The sequence below is a fragment of the Butyrivibrio sp. NATIVEDY162 genome (assembly GCF_045999815.1).
GTDB lineage: Bacteria > Bacillota > Clostridia > Lachnospirales > Lachnospiraceae > Butyrivibrio.
In genome coordinates this window covers 1,857,340-1,875,890 of sequence record NZ_CP172573.1, presented here as the reverse complement: position 1 = coordinate 1,875,890, position 18,551 = coordinate 1,857,340, and the positions used below count along the sequence as shown (strand labels likewise).

29 protein-coding genes and 1 pseudogene are annotated in these 18,551 nt (G+C 41.2%); 27 read left to right on the top strand and 3 right to left on the bottom strand.

Going from position 1 to position 18,551, the window contains the following annotated elements; genetic code table 11:
• Window positions 1-30: 30 nt before the first annotated feature.
• From ACHCNF_RS07740 to ACHCNF_RS07670, 15 genes and pseudogenes are all read left to right on the top strand, one after another.
• A complete protein-coding gene (locus ACHCNF_RS07740; protein ID WP_408069277.1) occupies window positions 31-1,122 on the top strand; it encodes an aldo/keto reductase in 1,092 nt (363 codons plus the stop codon).
• 29 nt (window positions 1,123-1,151) lie between these two features.
• A complete protein-coding gene (locus ACHCNF_RS07735) occupies window positions 1,152-1,487 on the top strand; it encodes an iron chaperone (protein WP_408069276.1) in 336 nt (111 codons plus the stop codon).
• Window positions 1,488-1,597: 110 nt separating this feature from the next.
• Window positions 1,598-1,975, top strand: coding sequence for a zinc ribbon domain-containing protein (locus tag ACHCNF_RS07730; RefSeq protein WP_408069275.1), 378 nt, complete (start codon window positions 1,598-1,600; stop codon window positions 1,973-1,975).
• 36 nt (window positions 1,976-2,011) lie between these two features.
• On the top strand, window positions 2,012-2,332 hold the full coding sequence (locus ACHCNF_RS07725; protein WP_408069274.1) for a YciI family protein: 321 nt from the start codon (window positions 2,012-2,014) through the stop codon (window positions 2,330-2,332).
• Entirely contained in the window at window positions 2,316-2,735 is a 420-nt protein-coding gene (locus ACHCNF_RS07720; protein WP_408069273.1) for a 2-thiouracil desulfurase family protein, read from the top strand. Before ACHCNF_RS07725 ends, ACHCNF_RS07720 begins: the two co-directional genes overlap by 17 nt.
• Before the next feature lie 5 nt (window positions 2,736-2,740).
• Window positions 2,741-2,926: a hypothetical protein gene (locus ACHCNF_RS07715; RefSeq protein WP_408069272.1), complete on the top strand. Its 186-nt coding sequence runs from the start codon at window positions 2,741-2,743 to the stop codon at window positions 2,924-2,926.
• A gap of 16 nt (window positions 2,927-2,942) precedes the next feature.
• On the top strand, window positions 2,943-3,533 hold the full coding sequence (locus tag ACHCNF_RS07710; RefSeq protein WP_408069271.1) for a nitroreductase family protein: 591 nt from the start codon (window positions 2,943-2,945) through the stop codon (window positions 3,531-3,533).
• A gap of 9 nt (window positions 3,534-3,542) precedes the next feature.
• The gene (locus tag ACHCNF_RS07705) at window positions 3,543-4,223 is read left to right on the top strand and encodes an MBL fold metallo-hydrolase (RefSeq protein WP_408069270.1); all 681 of its coding nucleotides are present in this window, start codon (window positions 3,543-3,545) and stop codon (window positions 4,221-4,223) included.
• Between the two features lie 194 nt (window positions 4,224-4,417).
• A complete protein-coding gene (locus ACHCNF_RS07700; RefSeq protein WP_408069269.1) occupies window positions 4,418-5,152 on the top strand; it encodes an AAA family ATPase in 735 nt (244 codons plus the stop codon).
• 16 nt (window positions 5,153-5,168) lie between these two features.
• The gene (locus ACHCNF_RS07695; protein WP_408069268.1) at window positions 5,169-5,363 is read left to right on the top strand and encodes a hypothetical protein; all 195 of its coding nucleotides are present in this window, start codon (window positions 5,169-5,171) and stop codon (window positions 5,361-5,363) included.
• Window positions 5,364-5,370: 7 nt separating this feature from the next.
• Window positions 5,371-5,682, top strand: a pseudogene (locus ACHCNF_RS07690) (DUF4298 domain-containing protein); the annotation flags it as partial.
• Between the two features lie 24 nt (window positions 5,683-5,706).
• A complete protein-coding gene (locus tag ACHCNF_RS07685) occupies window positions 5,707-6,009 on the top strand; it encodes a Dabb family protein (protein ID WP_408072205.1) in 303 nt (100 codons plus the stop codon).
• Window positions 6,010-6,058: 49 nt separating this feature from the next.
• A complete protein-coding gene (locus tag ACHCNF_RS07680; RefSeq protein ID WP_408069267.1) occupies window positions 6,059-6,709 on the top strand; it encodes a rhodanese-like domain-containing protein in 651 nt (216 codons plus the stop codon).
• Window positions 6,710-7,209: 500 nt separating this feature from the next.
• A complete protein-coding gene (locus ACHCNF_RS07675) occupies window positions 7,210-7,800 on the top strand; it encodes a nitroreductase family protein (RefSeq protein WP_408069266.1) in 591 nt (196 codons plus the stop codon).
• 83 nt (window positions 7,801-7,883) lie between these two features.
• On the top strand, window positions 7,884-8,411 hold the full coding sequence (locus ACHCNF_RS07670) for a GNAT family N-acetyltransferase (protein WP_408072204.1): 528 nt from the start codon (window positions 7,884-7,886) through the stop codon (window positions 8,409-8,411).
• Here ACHCNF_RS07670 and ACHCNF_RS07665 read toward each other — a convergent pair.
• A complete protein-coding gene (locus ACHCNF_RS07665) occupies window positions 8,398-9,057 on the bottom strand; it encodes a Crp/Fnr family transcriptional regulator (RefSeq protein ID WP_408069265.1) in 660 nt (219 codons plus the stop codon). The genes ACHCNF_RS07670 and ACHCNF_RS07665 overlap by 14 nt on opposite strands.
• Before the next feature lie 107 nt (window positions 9,058-9,164).
• Between ACHCNF_RS07665 and ACHCNF_RS07660 the strand changes: the two genes are divergently transcribed.
• From ACHCNF_RS07660 to ACHCNF_RS07615, 10 genes are all read left to right on the top strand, one after another.
• Window positions 9,165-9,935, top strand: a complete 771-nt coding sequence (locus ACHCNF_RS07660) for an ATP-binding protein (protein WP_408069264.1) — start codon at window positions 9,165-9,167, stop codon at window positions 9,933-9,935.
• An 82-nt stretch (window positions 9,936-10,017) separates the two neighbouring features.
• Window positions 10,018-10,965, top strand: coding sequence for an L-lactate dehydrogenase (locus ACHCNF_RS07655; protein ID WP_408069263.1), 948 nt, complete (start codon window positions 10,018-10,020; stop codon window positions 10,963-10,965).
• Window positions 10,966-11,316: 351 nt separating this feature from the next.
• Window positions 11,317-12,288, top strand: coding sequence for a GNAT family N-acetyltransferase (locus ACHCNF_RS07650; protein ID WP_408069262.1), 972 nt, complete (start codon window positions 11,317-11,319; stop codon window positions 12,286-12,288).
• A 15-nt stretch (window positions 12,289-12,303) separates the two neighbouring features.
• Window positions 12,304-12,555 (top strand): hypothetical protein, encoded by a 252-nt coding sequence (locus ACHCNF_RS07645; RefSeq protein ID WP_408069261.1) that lies wholly within the window; start codon window positions 12,304-12,306, stop codon window positions 12,553-12,555.
• The gene (locus ACHCNF_RS07640) at window positions 12,556-13,521 is read left to right on the top strand and encodes an SGNH/GDSL hydrolase family protein (RefSeq protein WP_408069260.1); all 966 of its coding nucleotides are present in this window, start codon (window positions 12,556-12,558) and stop codon (window positions 13,519-13,521) included.
• Window positions 13,522-13,662: 141 nt separating this feature from the next.
• Window positions 13,663-14,301, top strand: a complete 639-nt coding sequence (locus ACHCNF_RS07635; protein ID WP_408069259.1) for a class I SAM-dependent methyltransferase — start codon at window positions 13,663-13,665, stop codon at window positions 14,299-14,301.
• Between the two features lie 244 nt (window positions 14,302-14,545).
• Complete coding sequence (locus ACHCNF_RS07630) at window positions 14,546-14,863, top strand: SCP2 sterol-binding domain-containing protein (protein WP_408069258.1); 318 nt, start codon at window positions 14,546-14,548, stop codon at window positions 14,861-14,863.
• A 19-nt stretch (window positions 14,864-14,882) separates the two neighbouring features.
• Window positions 14,883-15,362, top strand: coding sequence for a YbaK/EbsC family protein (locus ACHCNF_RS07625; protein WP_408069257.1), 480 nt, complete (start codon window positions 14,883-14,885; stop codon window positions 15,360-15,362).
• 16 nt (window positions 15,363-15,378) lie between these two features.
• Window positions 15,379-15,891: a nitroreductase family protein gene (locus ACHCNF_RS07620; RefSeq protein ID WP_408069256.1), complete on the top strand. Its 513-nt coding sequence runs from the start codon at window positions 15,379-15,381 to the stop codon at window positions 15,889-15,891.
• Window positions 15,892-15,999: 108 nt separating this feature from the next.
• Window positions 16,000-16,590 (top strand): class I SAM-dependent methyltransferase, encoded by a 591-nt coding sequence (locus tag ACHCNF_RS07615; RefSeq protein ID WP_408069255.1) that lies wholly within the window; start codon window positions 16,000-16,002, stop codon window positions 16,588-16,590.
• Between the two features lie 16 nt (window positions 16,591-16,606).
• Here the strand turns inward: ACHCNF_RS07615 and ACHCNF_RS07610 are convergent, their stop codons facing one another.
• Both ACHCNF_RS07610 and ACHCNF_RS07605 read right to left on the bottom strand, forming a co-directional pair.
• Complete coding sequence (locus tag ACHCNF_RS07610) at window positions 16,607-17,083, bottom strand: pyridoxamine 5'-phosphate oxidase family protein (RefSeq protein WP_408069254.1); 477 nt, start codon at window positions 17,081-17,083, stop codon at window positions 16,607-16,609.
• A gap of 12 nt (window positions 17,084-17,095) precedes the next feature.
• On the bottom strand, window positions 17,096-17,416 hold the full coding sequence (locus ACHCNF_RS07605; RefSeq protein ID WP_408069253.1) for a DMT family transporter: 321 nt from the start codon (window positions 17,414-17,416) through the stop codon (window positions 17,096-17,098).
• A gap of 308 nt (window positions 17,417-17,724) precedes the next feature.
• Here ACHCNF_RS07605 and ACHCNF_RS07600 point away from each other — a divergent pair, with 308 nt between their 5' ends.
• Complete coding sequence (locus ACHCNF_RS07600) at window positions 17,725-18,069, top strand: phenylpyruvate tautomerase MIF-related protein (RefSeq protein ID WP_408069252.1); 345 nt, start codon at window positions 17,725-17,727, stop codon at window positions 18,067-18,069.
• Window positions 18,070-18,156: 87 nt separating this feature from the next.
• Window positions 18,157-18,516 (top strand): arsenate reductase family protein, encoded by a 360-nt coding sequence (locus ACHCNF_RS07595; RefSeq protein WP_408069251.1) that lies wholly within the window; start codon window positions 18,157-18,159, stop codon window positions 18,514-18,516.
• Window positions 18,517-18,551: the final 35 nt, after the last annotated feature.

The window sequence follows — 18,551 nt, the reverse complement described above, 5'->3', positions numbered from 1 at the left end:
AGGAAGCTCTTTTATGATCGGAGGACAACAATGAATTACAGAGAAAATAAGAAGACCGGCGACAAAATCAGTGAAATTGGATTTGGCTCGGCATATATATTTGAGGCAGGATTTGACACTGCGGTGAAAACAATTCGACATGCATATGAAAGCGGAATCAACTATTTTGACATGGCTGCCGGAGATGGGAGTGCATTTCCTATGTATGGAGAAGCGCTATCAGATGTCAGGGACAACATTCTATATCAGATACACTTCGGGGCAGATTACTCAAGGGGAACCTACGGATGGTCGCTTGACCTTGATACCGTCAAAAGGTCTCTTGATAAACAGCTTCATGATTTAAAGACTGATTATATAAATTATGGCTTCATTCATTGCCAGGATGAGTTTTCAGATTGGGAGACTTATCAGAAAAATGGTGTATATGACTATCTCATGCAGATGAAGGATGAAGGTGTTGTAAAGCATACCGGTTTATCATCACATACTCCGGCAGTCATACACAAGATCATGGATGATGCAGATATTGATATGCTTATGTTTTCTATCAATCCGGGTTATGACTATGGGCAGGGTGATTATGCTCATGGAGGTTTAGATGAAAGGGCGGAAGTATACAAGCGCTGTGAAAAAGAGGGTATTGGTATTTCTGTCATGAAGCCTTTTTCCGGAGGGCAGCTGCTTGATGCCAGGCAATCTCCATTTGGACAGGCACTGACTCCTTACCAGTGCGTCAGATACTGCCTGGATAAACCTGGCGTACTGACAGTCCTTCCGGGGGCTCAGAGCATTGCAGAAGTGGATGAACTACTCTCGTATTATGACAAGTCTGAGGAAGAGCTGGACTATTCTATCATAGGCACTTTTGCTCCGTCCCAGGCTGCAGGCAAGTGTGTGTACTGCAATCATTGCAAACCATGCCCTGCAGGAATAGATGTTGGTCTTGTAAATAAATATTATGATCTTGCTAAGGTTGGAGATTCCCTTGCAGTAGAGCATTACAAGACTCTGGAAAAGAATGCATCCGACTGTATATCATGTGGCCACTGCAACAGCAGATGCCCGTTCGGGGTAGATCAGATTAGCAGGATGAAAGAGATAGCAAACTTTATGGTGTGAGTCGAATTTATCTGATAATAGGTGTGATCATGTCAATAAAAGAATATATAAGTGAGCAAGATAAGACAATTCAGCCAAAACTGGAATTGATTTATAATACAATTCACTATGCAATACCTGATGCAGAAGAACGGTTATCCTGGGGAATGCCTACGTTTTGGAAGGGAAGAAATATAATTCATTTTGCTCCTGCCAAGAAACATATAGGATTGTATCCGGGACCTGAGGCAATAGAGGCATTTGCGGATAAGCTGGTTGGATACAAAACAAGTAAGGGAGCAATACAGCTCCCTAATGATAAAGACCTGCCACTTGAACTTATTGCAGACATAGCCAGATGGAGTTATGAGAATAACAGGAAGTGATGAAGGTTGGATATGAGCTGTATAAGCGTATGGGCTTTGAAGAGGTTGGAGAAAAAGACGGAATTGTTAGCATGAGGATGAGCTTATGTAAGAACGGAGTGACAAAGTAGATGTTTTTTATCATGGGGATTATAGATGGAAGGAAAGATTTTGATTTTAATCAGCTGATCACCTGTTCCATCTGCGGAAAATATGGACGTTTCAATGTGTTCATGACATATACAGTGCTGTCTCTTTTCTTCATACCGACTTTCAAGTGGAACAGACATTACTATGTGCAGACTAGCTGCTGCGGAACTGTTTATGAGCTTGATTCAGAGATTGGTAAGATGATTGCCAGGGGCGAGGAAGTAGAGATTTTGCCAAGCCATTTGACTCAGGTAAGCGGCGGAAGAGGATTTACTACCGGCTATAAGAGATGCAGGCAGTGCGGATATGAGACAACTGAGGATTTTGATTTTTGTCCGAAATGTGGAACGAGGTTTTGATATACGTAGAAGAATGGGTAAAAGGAGGAGACGATAATGCAATTTCTTATAAGAGCGTATGATGGCGAAGGAAAACTTGATAAGCGTATGGAGGTACGCCCTCGCCATCTGGAAGGAATGAAAAAGCTGAGCGAGCATATAATCAGTGCCGGTGGGCTGCTGGATGATAATGGAAAGATGAAAGGATCAGCCCTTATCATGGATTTCGATAGCCGAGGGGAGCTTGATGATTATATTGCTAACGAACCTTATGTTGTTGAAGAGGTCTGGGAGAAGATTGAGATTGAGCCCATAAATGTTGTTATTGCAAACAGTTTGGCTAAGAAGGATGGAAAATGTAATGGTCATAGCTGTTAGCGCATGCCTTTTAGGTGAGAACTGCAAATATAACGGTGGTAATAACTACAGTGAAAAAGTCAGGGCTTTCTGTGAAGGGCACGAGGTGATTCCTGTATGTCCGGAGGTAATGGGAGGTCTTCCTACTCCAAGGGTTCCGGCTGAGATAGTGAACGGAGTTGTTACCAACAGAGAAGGCAAGGTTGTTGATAAAGAATTCAGATCCGGAGCAGAGGCAGCATTTAAGAAGATTATGGATTCTGGTGCGCAGGTTTGTATTCTTCAGTCAAGAAGCCCAAGCTGCGGAGCAAAAGAGGTTTACGATGGCTCTTTTACCGGAAAGAAGATCCCCGGCATGGGAGTGCTTGCACAGATGGTTAGTGAAACTTCAATAAAGATGATTGATGTGGAGGACTTGGACTGAGGCTTATGTGGAAGATTAAGCAGATATTTGATGGGGATTATGGCTGCGAGGAATTACAGCCGGGACAGAAACCTAAGGTATCGGTTACTCTTGTGGATGCTGCTGGGAGTGAGAAGCTTGTGGCAGTTGAAGATGACTGGCTTACGGAGAATGGGCTGGACGTTGGCTCTGAGTGGCCGGCAGGAGTATGAGAAAGGTTGGCAAAAGATGGAAGCGATAGAAGCTATTTTAACAAGAAGAAGTACCAGAAGATATTCCGGAGAAATGCCGGAAAGAGCGCTTGTAGAAAAAGTGATTGAGGCAGGCAGATATGCGCCTAGCGGTGGAAATAATCAGACTACCCACTTCATTGTTTTTTCAGATGCCGAAATCCTTTCTGACATGGCGGGATTAGTCTGCAAAGAGTTTGCAGAAATGGAAATCACTGAGGGTATGTATTTATCCCTGAGGAATTCGATAAATGCGGCAAAGAAAGGTGGATATATATTTCACTACGGAGCACCTGTTTTCATAGTTACAGCCAATAAAAAAGGCTATGGCAACGCTATAGCAGACAGTGCCTGTGCACTGGAAAACATGATGATAGCAGCCAATGCTCTTGACATGGGCTCATGTTGGATCAACCAGCTCCACTGGCTCGATGAAAATGAGGCTGTGCGCAACTTCATGTATAAGTATGGTCTTAGGGAAGATGAAACGATAACCGGAGGCCTGATATTGGGATATTCTGAGGCAGGAGAGCCAATCAGGGAACCTCTTGAGAGAAAAGGTAATCCGGTAACCTGGGTAGAAAAGTAAGGGGTAAAGATGAGTTGGGAAAAGATTGATGAGATTACATATCAATACGATGAAGGTGGAGTGAGATTTTTTCTTTTAATAGGTAAGAAGGAAGCTCTGCTGATTGACAGTGGAATGCAGACGCATAATGCCAAGGAGCTTGCAGAGGAGCTGACAGATCTTCCTGTCAGGCTTTTTAATACACATACGGATGTAGATCATGTTGGCAGTAATGAAGAGTTTGATGAAGTGATGATGAATCCTGCTGAGCTTGTTAACTACAAGCTGCCGCATCCTTCGCAGAAGATTGTTCCCGTATATGACGGAGATGTGATCGATCTTGGAGAACGCGAGCTGCTGGCAATAGCGCTCCCGGGACATACGCCGGGAAGCACAGCTCTTTTGGATAAAAACAGCGGAATGCTCTTTAGTGGGGATCCCATACAAGATGGACATATCTTCATGTTTGGTGAGATGAGGGATTTAAGTGCATATATCCATAGTCTCAGGAGACTTGATAAATACAAGGATGACATAAAAGGGATATATGCCAATCATGGAACACTCCCGGTGGATTATTCTATTGTGCCAAAGCTCATTGAAGGGGCGCTGCAGGTTGAAAGAGGAGAGATTGTTCCTGTTGAAGTGGATAGGTTCGGTAAGACTGTCCATGTGTATGATGTAGGGGTGGCATCATTTCTATGTGATTGATAGATGAAAAGCAGATACTTTATGAGGATTAAATCTGGGCGTATTCAGGTAATAAGACAATTCTTCAGGCATGTGGAATAATCAATGATCATGATGAGACCTGCCCATGCTATGAAAGGATAAATGCGGCCAATCCAACCGTGAATAAACGCAAGGATATGGAAGTATATTGATGTGGAACGAGGTTTTGATAATTGTTAGATGATGGAAGCAGCTTACCTATTCAAGGAGTGAGCATTAACTGGGATAAAATAGATGAATTCAGCTATCTGCGTGAGATTGAGGCCATAAAGGGTCTGGACTACCTTGCCTTAAATAAGAACATAACCATATTTGTTGGTGAAAATGGTAGTGGCAAGTCTACAATGCTTGAGGCTATTGCAGTCTGCTATGGCTTTAACCCTGAAGGTGGAACAAAGAATTACAGTTTTTCAACGTATGATTCACACTCTGAATTGTGCGATGCTATTAAACTTTTCAGAGGAATTAGAAAGCCAAAATGGGGATATTTCCTTAGAGCAGAAAGCTTTTATAATGTGGCTACAGCTGAGGAAATGTATGCAAGAGAGGACCCGAGAGGCAGACAGGAACATTTCCATGAAAAATCTCATGGAGAGAGCTTTCTGCAACTTGTACAGTCTAACTTCCGGGGAAATGGGTTATACCTCTTGGATGAGCCTGAGGCTGCATTGTCTCCGCAGAGGCAGCTGACTCTTTTGTTGGAGATCGTTAACTGCGCTAAAGAGGATGCTCAGTTCATTATGGTCACTCATTCTCCAATTCTCTTAGGAATTCCTGGAGCTGAGATCCTGAGTTTTGACGATGGCCAGATACATCCGATTGACTATGAGGATACTGACAGCTATCAGATAACAAAGATGTTTATAGAAAATAAGGAACAGCTGCTAAAGAGACTTTTGGACGAGTGATATGATAAAGAGGTAGGTGGCTTTTACAAGACTTCGTGATACCAATCCGGCATTCGATCATTCCAAGGAAATTGGCGATGTTGGTATACCGGCCTTCGTTCTTGAAGACGGAAGCATAACTCTTGATCCTGCCGTTGTGGGCCTTATTGAGTATGGAACACCTGATGCCTGCTCAATAGAAGATCATAAAAGCGGAAGGAAAGGCTGTTAAGAGGTACATGAGAATAGATAAAAGAATGCAGAGATGGGGATATTTGGTGATGGATTCGATTGATATTGTTGTAAAGCGCATTACTGAAATGGAATCCATTCTGGAAGAGGCGCTTAGAAGAATGGATAAGGCTGAGGAGGCACCAAAAGCTCTTTTGGCCTATCAGTCAGAGATAAAGAAGATTGATGAGTATTACTTCAGCCAGGATTGGAAAGATGATTTTGCCTTGGATGAAGATGGACGTTTACCAAAGAATTTGAAGCGTGGAGTCCTTTCTGAAGATGGAATCTACAATGCGCTTGATCGGAACAAAGAGTTGATGGAAAGGATAAAGGAAACGAGAATGGTTAAGCATGTGATTTTATGGACACTAAAAGACGAGCTTTCTGGAGAGGAGAAGGCAACTATTAAGCAAGGGATCAAAGAAGGGCTTGAGGGATTAAAGGGCAAGGTCCCCGGAATCGTTGATATCAAGGTTAACATCAATGGCCTTGAGTCCTCTAACGCAGACCTGATGCTTGATTCAACTTTTGAGAGTGTAGAGGCACTTAAGGGATATTCTATACATCCTGAGCATGTAGCAGTAGCTGATTCTAAGGTAAGACCTTATACCAAGATCAGAAGCTGCCTGGATTATGAGGTTTAAGGCATGGTAAAGCAGATAGAGATTACGGTTTGAGGAGATTTGGAGAAGGATGAAATATATAAAATGGCTTAATCTGATACCGCTTATTATGTTTTTCATAGTTGATAAGCTGAGAGGAACACTGATCAGCAGGTATTTACTGATAATTATTGTAGCCCTAGGAGTTATGAATATGTTCCTTGTTAAAGGAATGAAGGAGTATCTTATTTCATCGCTGATGCTTGTAGTATCTACCGTTGTGGGAATGATTCTCTACACGCATTATTACTACTATTTTGTCAGCGCTAATTCTGAGGCTCCGATTTTTGGTGCGGCTCTAATGATGGTTTATGGATTTATTGCTTTTGCTGTTGCCGCAGTTGGAACTGTTGTAGTGGTGATAAAGGATAGATATGCAGGGAAAACTGATATTAATGAGGAAGTTGAGAATATGAAGGCCATTGCTGGGGCAGTCCTCCTTGACGTAAGAAATGAAGATGAATTTAAGGAAGGGCATATCCCGGGAAGTATAAATATCCCATTAGGTAATATTGAGGATGTTGAGAACAAAATTAGTGACCATGATACTCCGGTATTTGTGTATTGCCTTAGAGGAACGAGGAGTGCTCAGGCAGTGAGCAAAATGAAGGCCATGGGTTACAATAACGCAAAAAGCATCGGAGGTATAGCTGCCTATAAAGGACAGACAGTGCGGATATAAGACAGAAGAGGACTGAGAATGTCATAATTTAATGTTGGGGTCTGTAAGAACAACGAAATTATAAAAGAGATTTTCAAAGAGTATTCCCAGATCAAAGGCGCAGAGAGCTGCTTTGTTTCTTTTGATAAAGAGCTTGGCTTTAAAGAAGTTACGTTCACAACAAAGCCTGAAGCGGATAGGTTCGGTAAGACTGTCCATGGCGGATGAATATCACAATTACTGGTTTCACATAAAAGGATTCTTTACAGGAGAAGGGCTGGCATTTGTTGTATGTGCCCTGGCATTGTTATAGGAAATGATTGAACTATTTCATGGATCTTGATTATACAAAGTACATTCCGGAAGAGTATTTACTTGATGGCTTTGATGCAACTACCGATTCAGAGTATTATAAAAAAATGACTGAAAAATGATTTGTGATGGATGTTAGTATTATAAGAATTATTATTTAAAATTTGATTTTAATATATAAAGCTATCTAAAGTGGCTAAGGAGGACAGATGGATAGTATTGTTGAAAGACGCAGCATTAGAAAATATAAAGAAATGGAAGTTCCACAAGATCAAATAGAAAAGATTGTAGAAGCAGCTGTGAAGGCGCCTTCTGCCAAGAACAGACAGCCTTGGAAATACATTGTATATTCTGAGACTGCCAAAAAGGAACTTTTGGATATCATGGAAGAGTCACTCAATAAGGAATCTGAGTCACATACGCTTCTCCCGGATTCTGCCGGTGGAATACCTGATGCATATAACACACTGAAAATTATGCGTCAGGCTCCGGTTCTTATAATTGTAATGAATACTAATGGAAGATCACCTTTTGAAAGCATTAATTCAGACGACAGGATTACGGAGATATGTGACACTCTTTCCATAGGGGCTTCAATAGAAAACATGTTATTAAAGGCAACGGAAATAGGCCTTGGTACATTGTGGATTGCAAATACATGTTTTGCTTATAAGGATCTTGTTGGCGCTATTGGTGAAGAAGGGCAGCTTATTGGTGCGATAGCAGTAGGCTATGCTGATGAGATGCCGAATCCAAGACCAAGGAAGGATATAGAAAAGACTTTGGCTTTTCATAAATAAATCTGACATTTTCCCTTGAAGCTTTTAATTTGTTTGAGAAGAAACAATATATGAATGGGGGAGAATAAAGATTGGAGTATAAGGTGATAATTTACACAGACCGGCTATTTTTGAGAAAAATGAATATGGATGATTTTGATGCATTGTACAAGATACTGGCTGATACAAACATTATGCAGCATTATCCATATATTTTTGACGAGGAAAGAGTTAGAAGCTGGATTGAAAGAAACATGAAGCGGTACACCGAGAATGGTTTTGGATTGTGGGCTGTTTGCCTGAAGGATACAGGTGAAATGATAGGGGATTGTGGGCTGACATTGCAGCTTATTGATGGAGAGATGCTTCCTGAGATAGGATATCACATACGTGCGAATTGTCAGCGAAAGGGTTACGCTAAAGAGGCTGCCAAAGCAGTTCTTGACTGGGCTTTTAAGAATACAGATTATCCAGCTTTTTACTCATATTGTAAATATACAAATACTGCATCGATCAAAACTGCGGAATCCATAGGGATGCATTTTGAAAAAGAATATCCGGATCCGGCTAATGAAATCACTCATGTTTCAGTTATTACTAGAAATGAAAAAGTACTGGCTAATCAGTCTTAAGAAGTCTGAAATGACTTTTCTTATACTCTATAAGCCCTTCATCTTGCATGCGTGAGAGTTCTTTTGACATATTGGTGCGCTCAAGGTTCAGATAATCAGCAAGTTGTTGTCTGGTGAAGGGAATGTCAAATTCTCTGGAGTCAGTCTGTAGTGCAATGGCATTGAGATATGACAGGAGGCGTCCGCGGCAGCTCTTGGAAGAAGTGTAAAAGCTTCGTCCGGAGAGGACAAGGTTCTTCTGTGATGAGATGATAAGTATATTTTTAAGGAGCTTTTCCTTCCAGGGAGAGCTCTTTTTGCTATCTTCAAGAAGGTTCTTTATATTGCAAAAGAGAATACGGCTTTCCTCATTTGCTCTGACATCAACCAGAAGGACTTCGCCAAGAAGAGCGTAGGTCTCGGCAAAGTATTGGTTCTTTCCCACATGGCTTAATACAGTACGGTTGCCCCAGATGTCGTTGCTTTCAACAGTAACACTACCAGAAAGCACCATGCCTATTTTGGAAGTCTGTTCTCCGGCGTGGAGAATTACATCGTCTTTTCGGAATCTCTTTTCCTTTGCATCCAGGAAGTCAAGGCATGAGGATAGCTCTTTTGCTGTCATTCCCTGGAACAGTCTGCTTTTTTCTATACCTTCAAGATTCATAAAAAATTTCTCCCCAAATGTGGTTTAAACAACATACATGTTATGGATAGTATATTATACTGACACCATCAGAACAAGGTTAAAGCTAAGAACAGAGAGGTTTAAAGATGGTAAGAAAGATAATAAAGATCGACGAAGAAAAGTGCAATGGATGTGGTATTTGTGCCAGTGCATGTCACGAAGGGGCTATTGATATTGTGAACGGAAAAGCAAAGCTGGTAAGAGAGAACTTCTGTGATGGATTTGGCGACTGTTTACCGGGATGTCCTATGGGAGCAATCTCTTTTGAAGAAAGGGAAGCGCCTGCTTATGATGAAGCAGCTGTAAAGGAAGCGCAGGAAAAGAAAGGAATTGTAAAAGATATGCATCAGTGCGAGAACAAGATGATGAATGAAATGGAACAACATGCCGCCGGGCATGGATGCCCGGGGTCAAGATTTATGATGCTCAAGAGCGGTAACCAGGAAGAAAATGATCCCAGTCAGGACGTGATTTCAAGAATGAGCACTCATCCATCAAGATTAATGCAATGGCCATGCCAGATAAAACTTCTTCCAACACAGGCAGGTTTTTATAATGGAGCCAAACTCCTTATTGCAGCTGACTGTACAGCATACGCCTATGCAAACATGCACGAAGACTTCATGAAGGGGAAGGTTACAATGATAGGATGCCCAAAGCTGGATGATGGTGACTACACAGAAAAGCTGACAGAAATCATAACAAATAACGACATCGCCAGCGTGACCATAGTAAGGATGGAGGTTCCATGCTGCGGAGGACTCCAGAGGGCCGCAGAGAATGCTATAAAGAACAGTGGAAAGTTTCTTCCCTGGCAGGTTGTAACCATCTCTCGTAACGGAGAGGTACTTGATTAAATTTCTCAACAAACATTTTTTTTGCGTAAGGTTCAGATGAGTGAGTTTATACTTAGTATAATGAAAGATAAGGAGGCACACTATGGCAACATTAAACGAAAGAAAAGTAGCAGTAGTAGGTTGTGGATTTGTTGGTTCGGCATCAGCATTTGCCCTTATGGAAAGCGGGCTTTTTTCCGAGATGGTGCTGATAGATGTGAATAAAGAGAAGGCTGAGGGGGAAGCTCTTGATATCAGTCACGGACTTCCTTTTGCAAAGCCAATGCAGATATATGCCGGTGATTATCAGGACGCAGGGGATGCTGCTGTTGTGGTTGTTACGGCAGGTGCGGGACAGAAACCCGGCGAAACCAGGCTTGATCTTGTTAAAAAGAATGTAGGCATCTTTAAGTCTATTATTCCTGAGATTGCAAAGTACAACAAAGAGGGAATACTTCTTATCGTGGCTAATCCGGTTGATATTCTTACGTATGCAGCAGTCAGGTTCAGTGGATTTTCTGAAAACAGGGTGTTTGGTTCAGGAACAGTTCTTGATACAGCCAGATTCAAATATCTTCTTGGGGAACATTTAAGTGTGGATAGCCGTTCAGTGCACGCATTTATTATAGGCGAGCATGGGGACAGCGAGATAGCAGCATGGAGCAGTGCAAATGTCTCAGGGATTCCAATTCATGATTTCTGTGAGATGAGGGGGCATTTCGAACATGAAAAAGCCATGAAAGAGATTGCTGAAAATGTTAAGAACAGTGCCTATGAGATCATTGAGAAAAAAGGTGCGACCTATTACGGAATTGCCATGAGTGTAAGACGTATCTGTGAGGCTATAATACGTGATGAAAAATCAGTTCTGCCTGTATCGAGCATGCAGCATGGTGAAAACGGCATTGATGGAGTTGCACTAAGCATGCCGGCAATTGTCGGAAGAGGTGGCGTTGAAGGTTCTGTGCCGATCAGACTTAGTGAGCAGGAAAAAGAGGCATTACTGAAGTCATCGGAAACTCTGAAAGCAGTAATTAACGAATCGCTTTGACGCTTATGTTGCAGCAGATAGAACTCCTGGAACTTAAGAAGGAGCATATGTACACAAAATTATTGCAACCGTTAATTATCAATGTTAGTATTAAATAGGTTTAAAAAAATTAAGAAAGAGCGTTTAACGCATAGGTGAAGGAATGTTTATCAGATAATTTAGCTTGAGTGAACACTATCAGAGTTGACGAAGCTGCCATGGCAGTTGTTTTGTGTGCGCTTAAACTAGGTTATCATGCATTATAAACCTTTTTTATATTTTTAGTAGGTCTATTTGTGTGAGTCTATTTTGCGTATGCAAAATAGACTTTTTTTTCATGTGCGGCTTGCGAATTCATGGAGAAAGCAGACGATGACGAGAAAAATTAGAATTAATCCGTTTGATATGAAATACCTTGAAGACTACTATAAGTATTTTGACGAGGAAATAACACAGTATCAATGGCCGGATCCGTTCGAAAATATTGAGGATGCACGAAATTTGCTTCAGGGATTTCTCGATGAGATGAAAAAAGAAGAAACACTGATATTTGCAATTGTTGACGACGAAGATAGATTTGTTGGAAGCGTAGAGATGCACGGAATGACAGAGACTTGTCCGGAACTTGGAGTCTGGATAATTGAGTCGGAACAGGGAAAAGGTTATGCTTTTGAGGCATTGAAATATATTTTGGAGTATGCCTATGAGAAGTATGGAAAGACAGAGTTTTTCTATGAGGCAGATGTGCGAAATGCTGGCAGTAATAAACTTCTCGCCAAGCTATCTAAGGGTTATGAAATTATAGTTCTTGAGACAGAGGAACTTGTAACGGATTCCGGAAAAGAGCTAAAACTGCAAGGCAATGAATTGAGAAGGAAGGGGTTAAAAAATATGAGCAATTATAAATATATCAATCTTAGAGAAAAACCAGAACTAAAGGAAACAGCTGCGAATTGGTTCCACGAGAAATGGGGAGTGCCTACAGAGGCTTACCTGGAATGCATTGATGCCTATATTGAAGGTACTACGGAATATGGCTGGTATGTATGTCTGGATGAAGGAAAAATCATCGGAGGCCTTGGGGTTATCGACAATGATTTCCATGACAGGAAAGATCTTGCTCCCAATGTCTGTGCTGTTTACACAGAAGAGAAATACAGGTGCCAGGGCATTTCCGGTAATCTTTTAAATATGGTGGTTGAAGATACGAAAAACAAGGGCATTTCTCCAATTTACCTTGTTACAGATCATGTTGGTTTTTATGAGAGGTATGGATGGGAGTTCTTTTGCATGGCACAAGGGGATGGAGAGCCTGAGCCTACAAGGCTGTACATACATAGATAAGTGAGGAGGATTGGAATGAAGGAGTATCTTATTTCATCGCTGATGCTTGTAGTATCTACCATTGTAGGAATGATTCTCTACACGTATTATTACTACTATTTTTTCAGCGCTAATTCTGAGGCTCCGATTTTTGGTGCGGCTATAATGATGGTTTATGGATTTATTGCTTTTGCGTTACTTCTTAATAGCATATCGAAGAAGGGCGGACTACCGCATAATACTTTTACAAAAACGCATTTGGAATTAGACATGGAAAGGGAAAAGTAGATGGGAAGTACAATAAGACTTAATAATGAACAGCTAAAGAATTTTTATTTTGGATCATACAGTTTTCATGATACGGAAGATGGGTATCTGCAGGCGTATCAGTACTCTGATAAGCAAATGCAATATTTTGAGGGAGCATTTGATTTCTGGTATGATCGGTGCATGGCATCTACGGCAAAGACCATTGAGATGGTGACAGATGCTACGAAGCTGTCATTTGATTACAAAATCGTTTGGATAGGGTCTCAGGATTCTTTTGAACTTGTTATCGATGGACTGGTGAACCGTATTGAATATGTCAAAGACCTTGATACATCGGGACATATAGAATGGGATTTGCCAGAAGGTAATAAGCGTGTTGCAATTTATCTTCCTGCGGATGCTACAGTCCTTTTAAAAGATTTTGAAATCAATGCAGAGGCAAAAAGACCGGATAAAAAGGAGAGAGTGCTATGGCTTGGGGATTCTATTACTCAGGGCTATGGCCCATTACGTTCTGCTCAGACATATGTAAGTGTTGCAAACAGGATTCTGGATTATGATGTTATCAATCAGGGGATTGGTGGATACATTTATGATAAGAAATCTTTAATGCCGATGTCCGGTTATGTTCCTGACAAGATTATCGTGGCACTTGGTACCAATAATAATCATGATGCAACAAAGACATCGGACATCACAGAGTATTATGATACGTTGATTGATCTTTATGGAAGCGATATTCCAATTCTTTGTATTTCACCTATCTGGAGAGGAGATAATCCTGAAGATTATGATAATTTCCTGGGATATTGCAACATGATCAAGAAAGTTGCCGGCAGCTATAAAAATGTGACAGTTGTGGATGGATTTACACTTGTTCCACATCTGAGTGAGTATTTTCTTGATAATCTCCATCCTAATCTTTTGGGCGCGGAGACTTATGGAAGGAACCTTGCTGAGGTTATCAGAAAAAAAGGTTGGTAATCAGCTGATGTACTGAAGAGTACAGTGCTGGTGCTTTTTTGTATGCTATTTAATTGAATAAGCCAATATAGTGGCGGATTTTTGTCAAAGTGATATTATTGTGTTGGTCAAGACTAACTTTAATTGAGGTGAAGGATTAGTATGAAAACAGCAGAACAATATAAGAAGCTGACTATCAGCGAATTTACAAAGGCTGCAGAAGTATATGAGACAGATCATGCCGGAATATACGAAATGTGTAAGGAAGATTATCCATATATTGAAGAGGAACTATCTCATATCAAATATCATGATCTTTTGGACTGCGGATGCGGTACCGGACCCATGATATCTCTTTTGCATGAAAAAGACAGCTCGAAGCACTATGTGGGACTTGATCTGACACCCAGGATGATAGAAGTGGCAAGGAGTAAGAAGCTTGCAGGCACAGAATGGATTGTGGGAGACTGCGAGAATCTTCCTTTTGATGATGAGTCTTTTGATGTGATCATTTGCACTAACAGTTTTCATCATTATCCCAATCCGCAGAAGTTCTTTGACAGTGTTAAAAGAGTATTAAGGCCTGACGGAAGACTTGTGTTGCAGGACTATACTGCACCAAAAGCTATTCTATGGCTCATGAATCATACAGAGATGCCACTGGCTAACCTTATCGGACATGGAGATGTTGGAGCTTATTCACTTACTCAGATGCAGGAATTCTGCAATAAGTCGGGGCTTCAGATTGAGAAGCTTGAGGCAGCAAAGAAGTTTCGAATGCATCTGGTAGCAAGAAAGTAAGCCAGTAATCAGCCCGGTAGTGAATAATTGAAAAAAGCTTTTAGTGAAGGCTTCTGGCGACTTATATAGCGTCAGGGGTCTTTTTTGAATATAATAGAGTGAGTGGATACATGGGAATTTAGCGTGGTTGGAGGTATATATAACCCCAGGCTATCATCGGCTATAGAAAAAAACATACGCAGAATAAGCTCTACTAACTATATAATGGTAACTGTGGCAGTTGTTTTTTCTGAGGAGGACGAATATGAAGCGTGATACAGTAGTTACTAAACTTAGAAAGCTGGCAGAAAATGCCGATGTTTCAAATGTGGATTTTCTTGCCGTCCAGGTGAATCTGACAGATCAGGATCCCGGAGTGTTCTATGTTGAAGTTAAGGATCACAAGATCAATATAGAGCCTTACGATTACCATGACAGGAACTGCGCTATCTCAATTAAGTCCGATGATTTTAATAAGCTTATCAGTAGCAAGTTAGATCCTGTATCAGCTTTTACTATCGGCAAACTTAAGGTTGACGGTGATGTAGGGAAAGCCATGGAATTTTCCAAGCTTCTTAAATGATTAGATGGAGTAAGTAGAAATGGTCAATGAAAAGGTAAAAGAGTTTCTTGTCTCCAATAATCTTGGTGACAGGATTACAGAGCATACAGAAACGATTGATACAGTTGAACATGCTGCACAGCAGATAGGCTGTACCGAACCGGAGATTGCAAAGACATTGTCTTTTGTTGTAGATGAAAAGCCTGTAATTGTCGTAATGGCAGGCGATGGTAAGGTTAACAGTTCTAAGTTCAAATCACTATTTCACACTAAACCACACATGATTCCCAGAGATCAGGTGGAGAGTATCACGGGATTTCAACCAGGCGGAGTATGTCCTTTTGCTGTGGCTAATAATATTCCTATCTGGCTTGATGTATCCATGAAGAGATTTGAATATGTTCATCCTGCAGGAGGTAATGAGTTCACTTCAGTCAAAGTGACACCTTCAGAACTTGAAGCTGTTACCGGAGCCGAGGGCTGGTGCGATGTATGTAAGGGATGGGAAGAAGACGAGTAAAGAAAGGGGAGTTACCATGGAATTCAAAGAAGTAGTAAAGAACCGTTATTCATGTAAGAAATACAGTGAAAGAAAAGTAGACAGGGCAAGACTCAATGACATCCTTGAAGCCGGAAGGCTTGCACCTACGGCAAAGAATCTTCAGGAACAGCATATTTATGTTGTTGAGACTGATGAGAACCTGGCTAAGATCGATAAGGCAACACCTTGCCGTTATGGAGCACCGACTGTTCTTATTGTAACATTTGATAAAAACAATGTATTTACATATCCGGGTGGCAAGAGAGATTCCGGAGTGGAGGATGCGTCAATTGTGGCAACACATCTCATGCTGGCTGCCGCTGATGCCGGGGTAGACAGCTGCTGGCTAAATTTCTTTGATCCTGATAAGCTCGCTGAAGACCTTGGTTTGCCGGAGAATGAAGAGATTTTGATGCTTCTTGACCTTGGATATGCGGCAGATGGCGCAGGACCTCTTGATAATCATAACAGCAGGAAGGATCTTACAGAAACAGTAAGTTATATTTAAGAAAAGTAGAGAATCAGCAAAGAATTCAGAGATGGATTTGGAGCTGATTTTTTATAATAAGAGGTTAGCAAAAGCTAACAGATGGTGATATCATGTATTGAGAGAATAATGTACAGAAAAGAGTTAAAAAGACTTATTGATAAGTATCCGGATGCTCTCTGCATTAATCTAGGATGTGGCTTTGATGATAAGTTTTCTCAGGTGGACAATGGCAGGATCACTTGGTTTGATGTGGATCTTCCGGACCAGATAGAGAAAAGACGCAAGGTGTACTCTGACAGGGAAAGATGCACAATGCTGGATGGAAGTGCACTTGACGGGGAATGGATAAATCAGCTTCCCAAGCGAGATATGAACATCATTGTAATGGAAGGAGTTCTTGAGTATTTTTCAAAAGATCAGGTTAAGACATGCATCAATATGCTCTGTGACAGCTTTGAGCATGGATACCTTCTTGCAGAGCTTCATTCACCGTTCCTTGAAAAGAATGGAAGCCATCACGACGCTGTGAAGCATACCAATGCTACTTTCGGATGGGGAACAAAGTCAGGACGTGAATACCTTGCCCTCGAACCAAGGATGAGCCTTGTGTCCGAGACGAGCTATAACGAAGAGATGAAGAAATATTCAATACGCGGAAAACTCTTTGCTATTGTGGGCAAGAACATCAACAACAGGCTTGCAGTATTTAAGTGGTAATATGGAGGCATGACAGTTATGATTCATTGACAAGTTTCCCTGTCATGTGCTCCGGAGTCAGTTCAAGACACTGGACACGTGGCAGGGCATTTTTTAGCTCTTTCTGAATGTATTCTTCATCATCAGTGAACTTCCGGCATATGTGGGTGCAGATTTCTTTTGCCTTATCGGGATCCTCAACCAGCTTCATACGGCCAAAGACTATGACGCTGTTAATGTTGAGTGCCCACTCGCCTTCTTTGCAATAGCCTTCGTCATAGACACAGTAGCTTACCTTGTCACAAGCCTTTATGGAATCAAGCTTATGCCCTTCCTTGGCACCATGGAAGTAGAGCTTGCCGTTTTCCTCACAGTACCAGTGATCCATCGGCATGCCATATGGGTAGCCGTCATCTCCAAGAACTGATAATATGCCTCTCGGCTCTTTTTTCAAAATCTCTATACATTTTTCTTCAGTTATCTGCTGAGCGAATCTTCTCATTTTTCTGAACATATCTTTATAACCTCATTCTTTCGCAAGTAATTTTAGACCAATAATTCCAACTAAAATAAGGATAACACAGATGGCTTGAGGGACTGACAGTTTTTCCTGGAAAAGAAAAACTCCAAGAAGCGAAGTTCCGACAATCCCCATCCCCGTCCACATGGCATAAGCTGTGCCAAGAGGCAGGTTCCTGAGCGCCAATGACAAGAAGATGGCACTGGCTATGTAGCCAAGAACTGTAATTACAGATGGAAAAAGAACGGTGAAACCATTTGAATATTTCATGGCGATCGCCCAGCCTACTTCAAAAAGGCCGGCAAGTAACAAAATGATCCACTGCATTATAAAACCTCCGTAAAACAAAAATCGCCATTCCCCTATCTGCTAAGACCTAACGATAGAGAAATGACGTTGTCCCAGTTACTCGGTAGCAACTGGCGTCGTTTGAATTTAGTTAAATATTATTGTAATCGAAACTCATTTTTTGTCAATCAAACAAAAATAGTAATATATTGAGTGAAAAGTATGTAAAAAATTTCCTGTATTGATGTTCAGATATGGTGTCTGTAAGTGTAAAATGATTGTATGCAAAATATTATGTGTGGGATTAGATTCTACCATCACGATGAATAAGAAAGGGAGGAAATAACATGCCATTTATTTCAACGAAGACAAACGTAACCGTATCAAAGGAAAAAGAGGCACAGTTAAAGGAGCGCCTTGGGCAAGCTATATCTATAATCCCGGGAAAGAGCGAGAACTGGCTCATGCTGGCAATCGAGGGGGGTGTTCCCATGTATTTCAGAGGCGATGATTCTCAGCCCACTGCATTCATTGAGGTTAAGATTTATGGGGATGCTTCATCAGACACATATGGGAAGATGACAAAAGAGCTGACAGGAATCTATGGGGATATCCTGGGAGTAGCGCCGGATCACATGTATATACGCTATTTTGGATCGGAAGACTGGGGATGGAATGGAAGCAATTTCTGATACTTATGCAAGGATACGGAAGCAGGAAGGGTGGCCTGCAAGAATTTGACTTGTCTTACATTTTCAAAATGATGGAGGATGTGATCTATGGTAAAGGTTTATTGCTATTCAAAATGTTCTACTTGTAATAAGGCATTAAAATGGCTGGATACTAATGGGATTAAGTATGAAGATTTGGATATAAAGGAACAGCATCCTGATAGAAATACTGTAAAGGATCTGAATGATAGAAGTGGTCTTCCGTTAAAGAAATTCTTTAATACCAGTGGAAAGATGTATAGAGAAATGGAATTATCAAAGAGGCTTCCTGATATGAGTGATGATGAAATCCTGGATCTGCTCGCATCGGATGGAATGCTTGTAAAGAGACCGTTGCTAGTGACCGATGAGGTTGTTCTTGTAGGATTTAAAGAAGATAATTGGAGGGAAGCTCTTTTATGTAAATAAAAGAATATATAAGTGAGCAAGGTGAGGTATATATA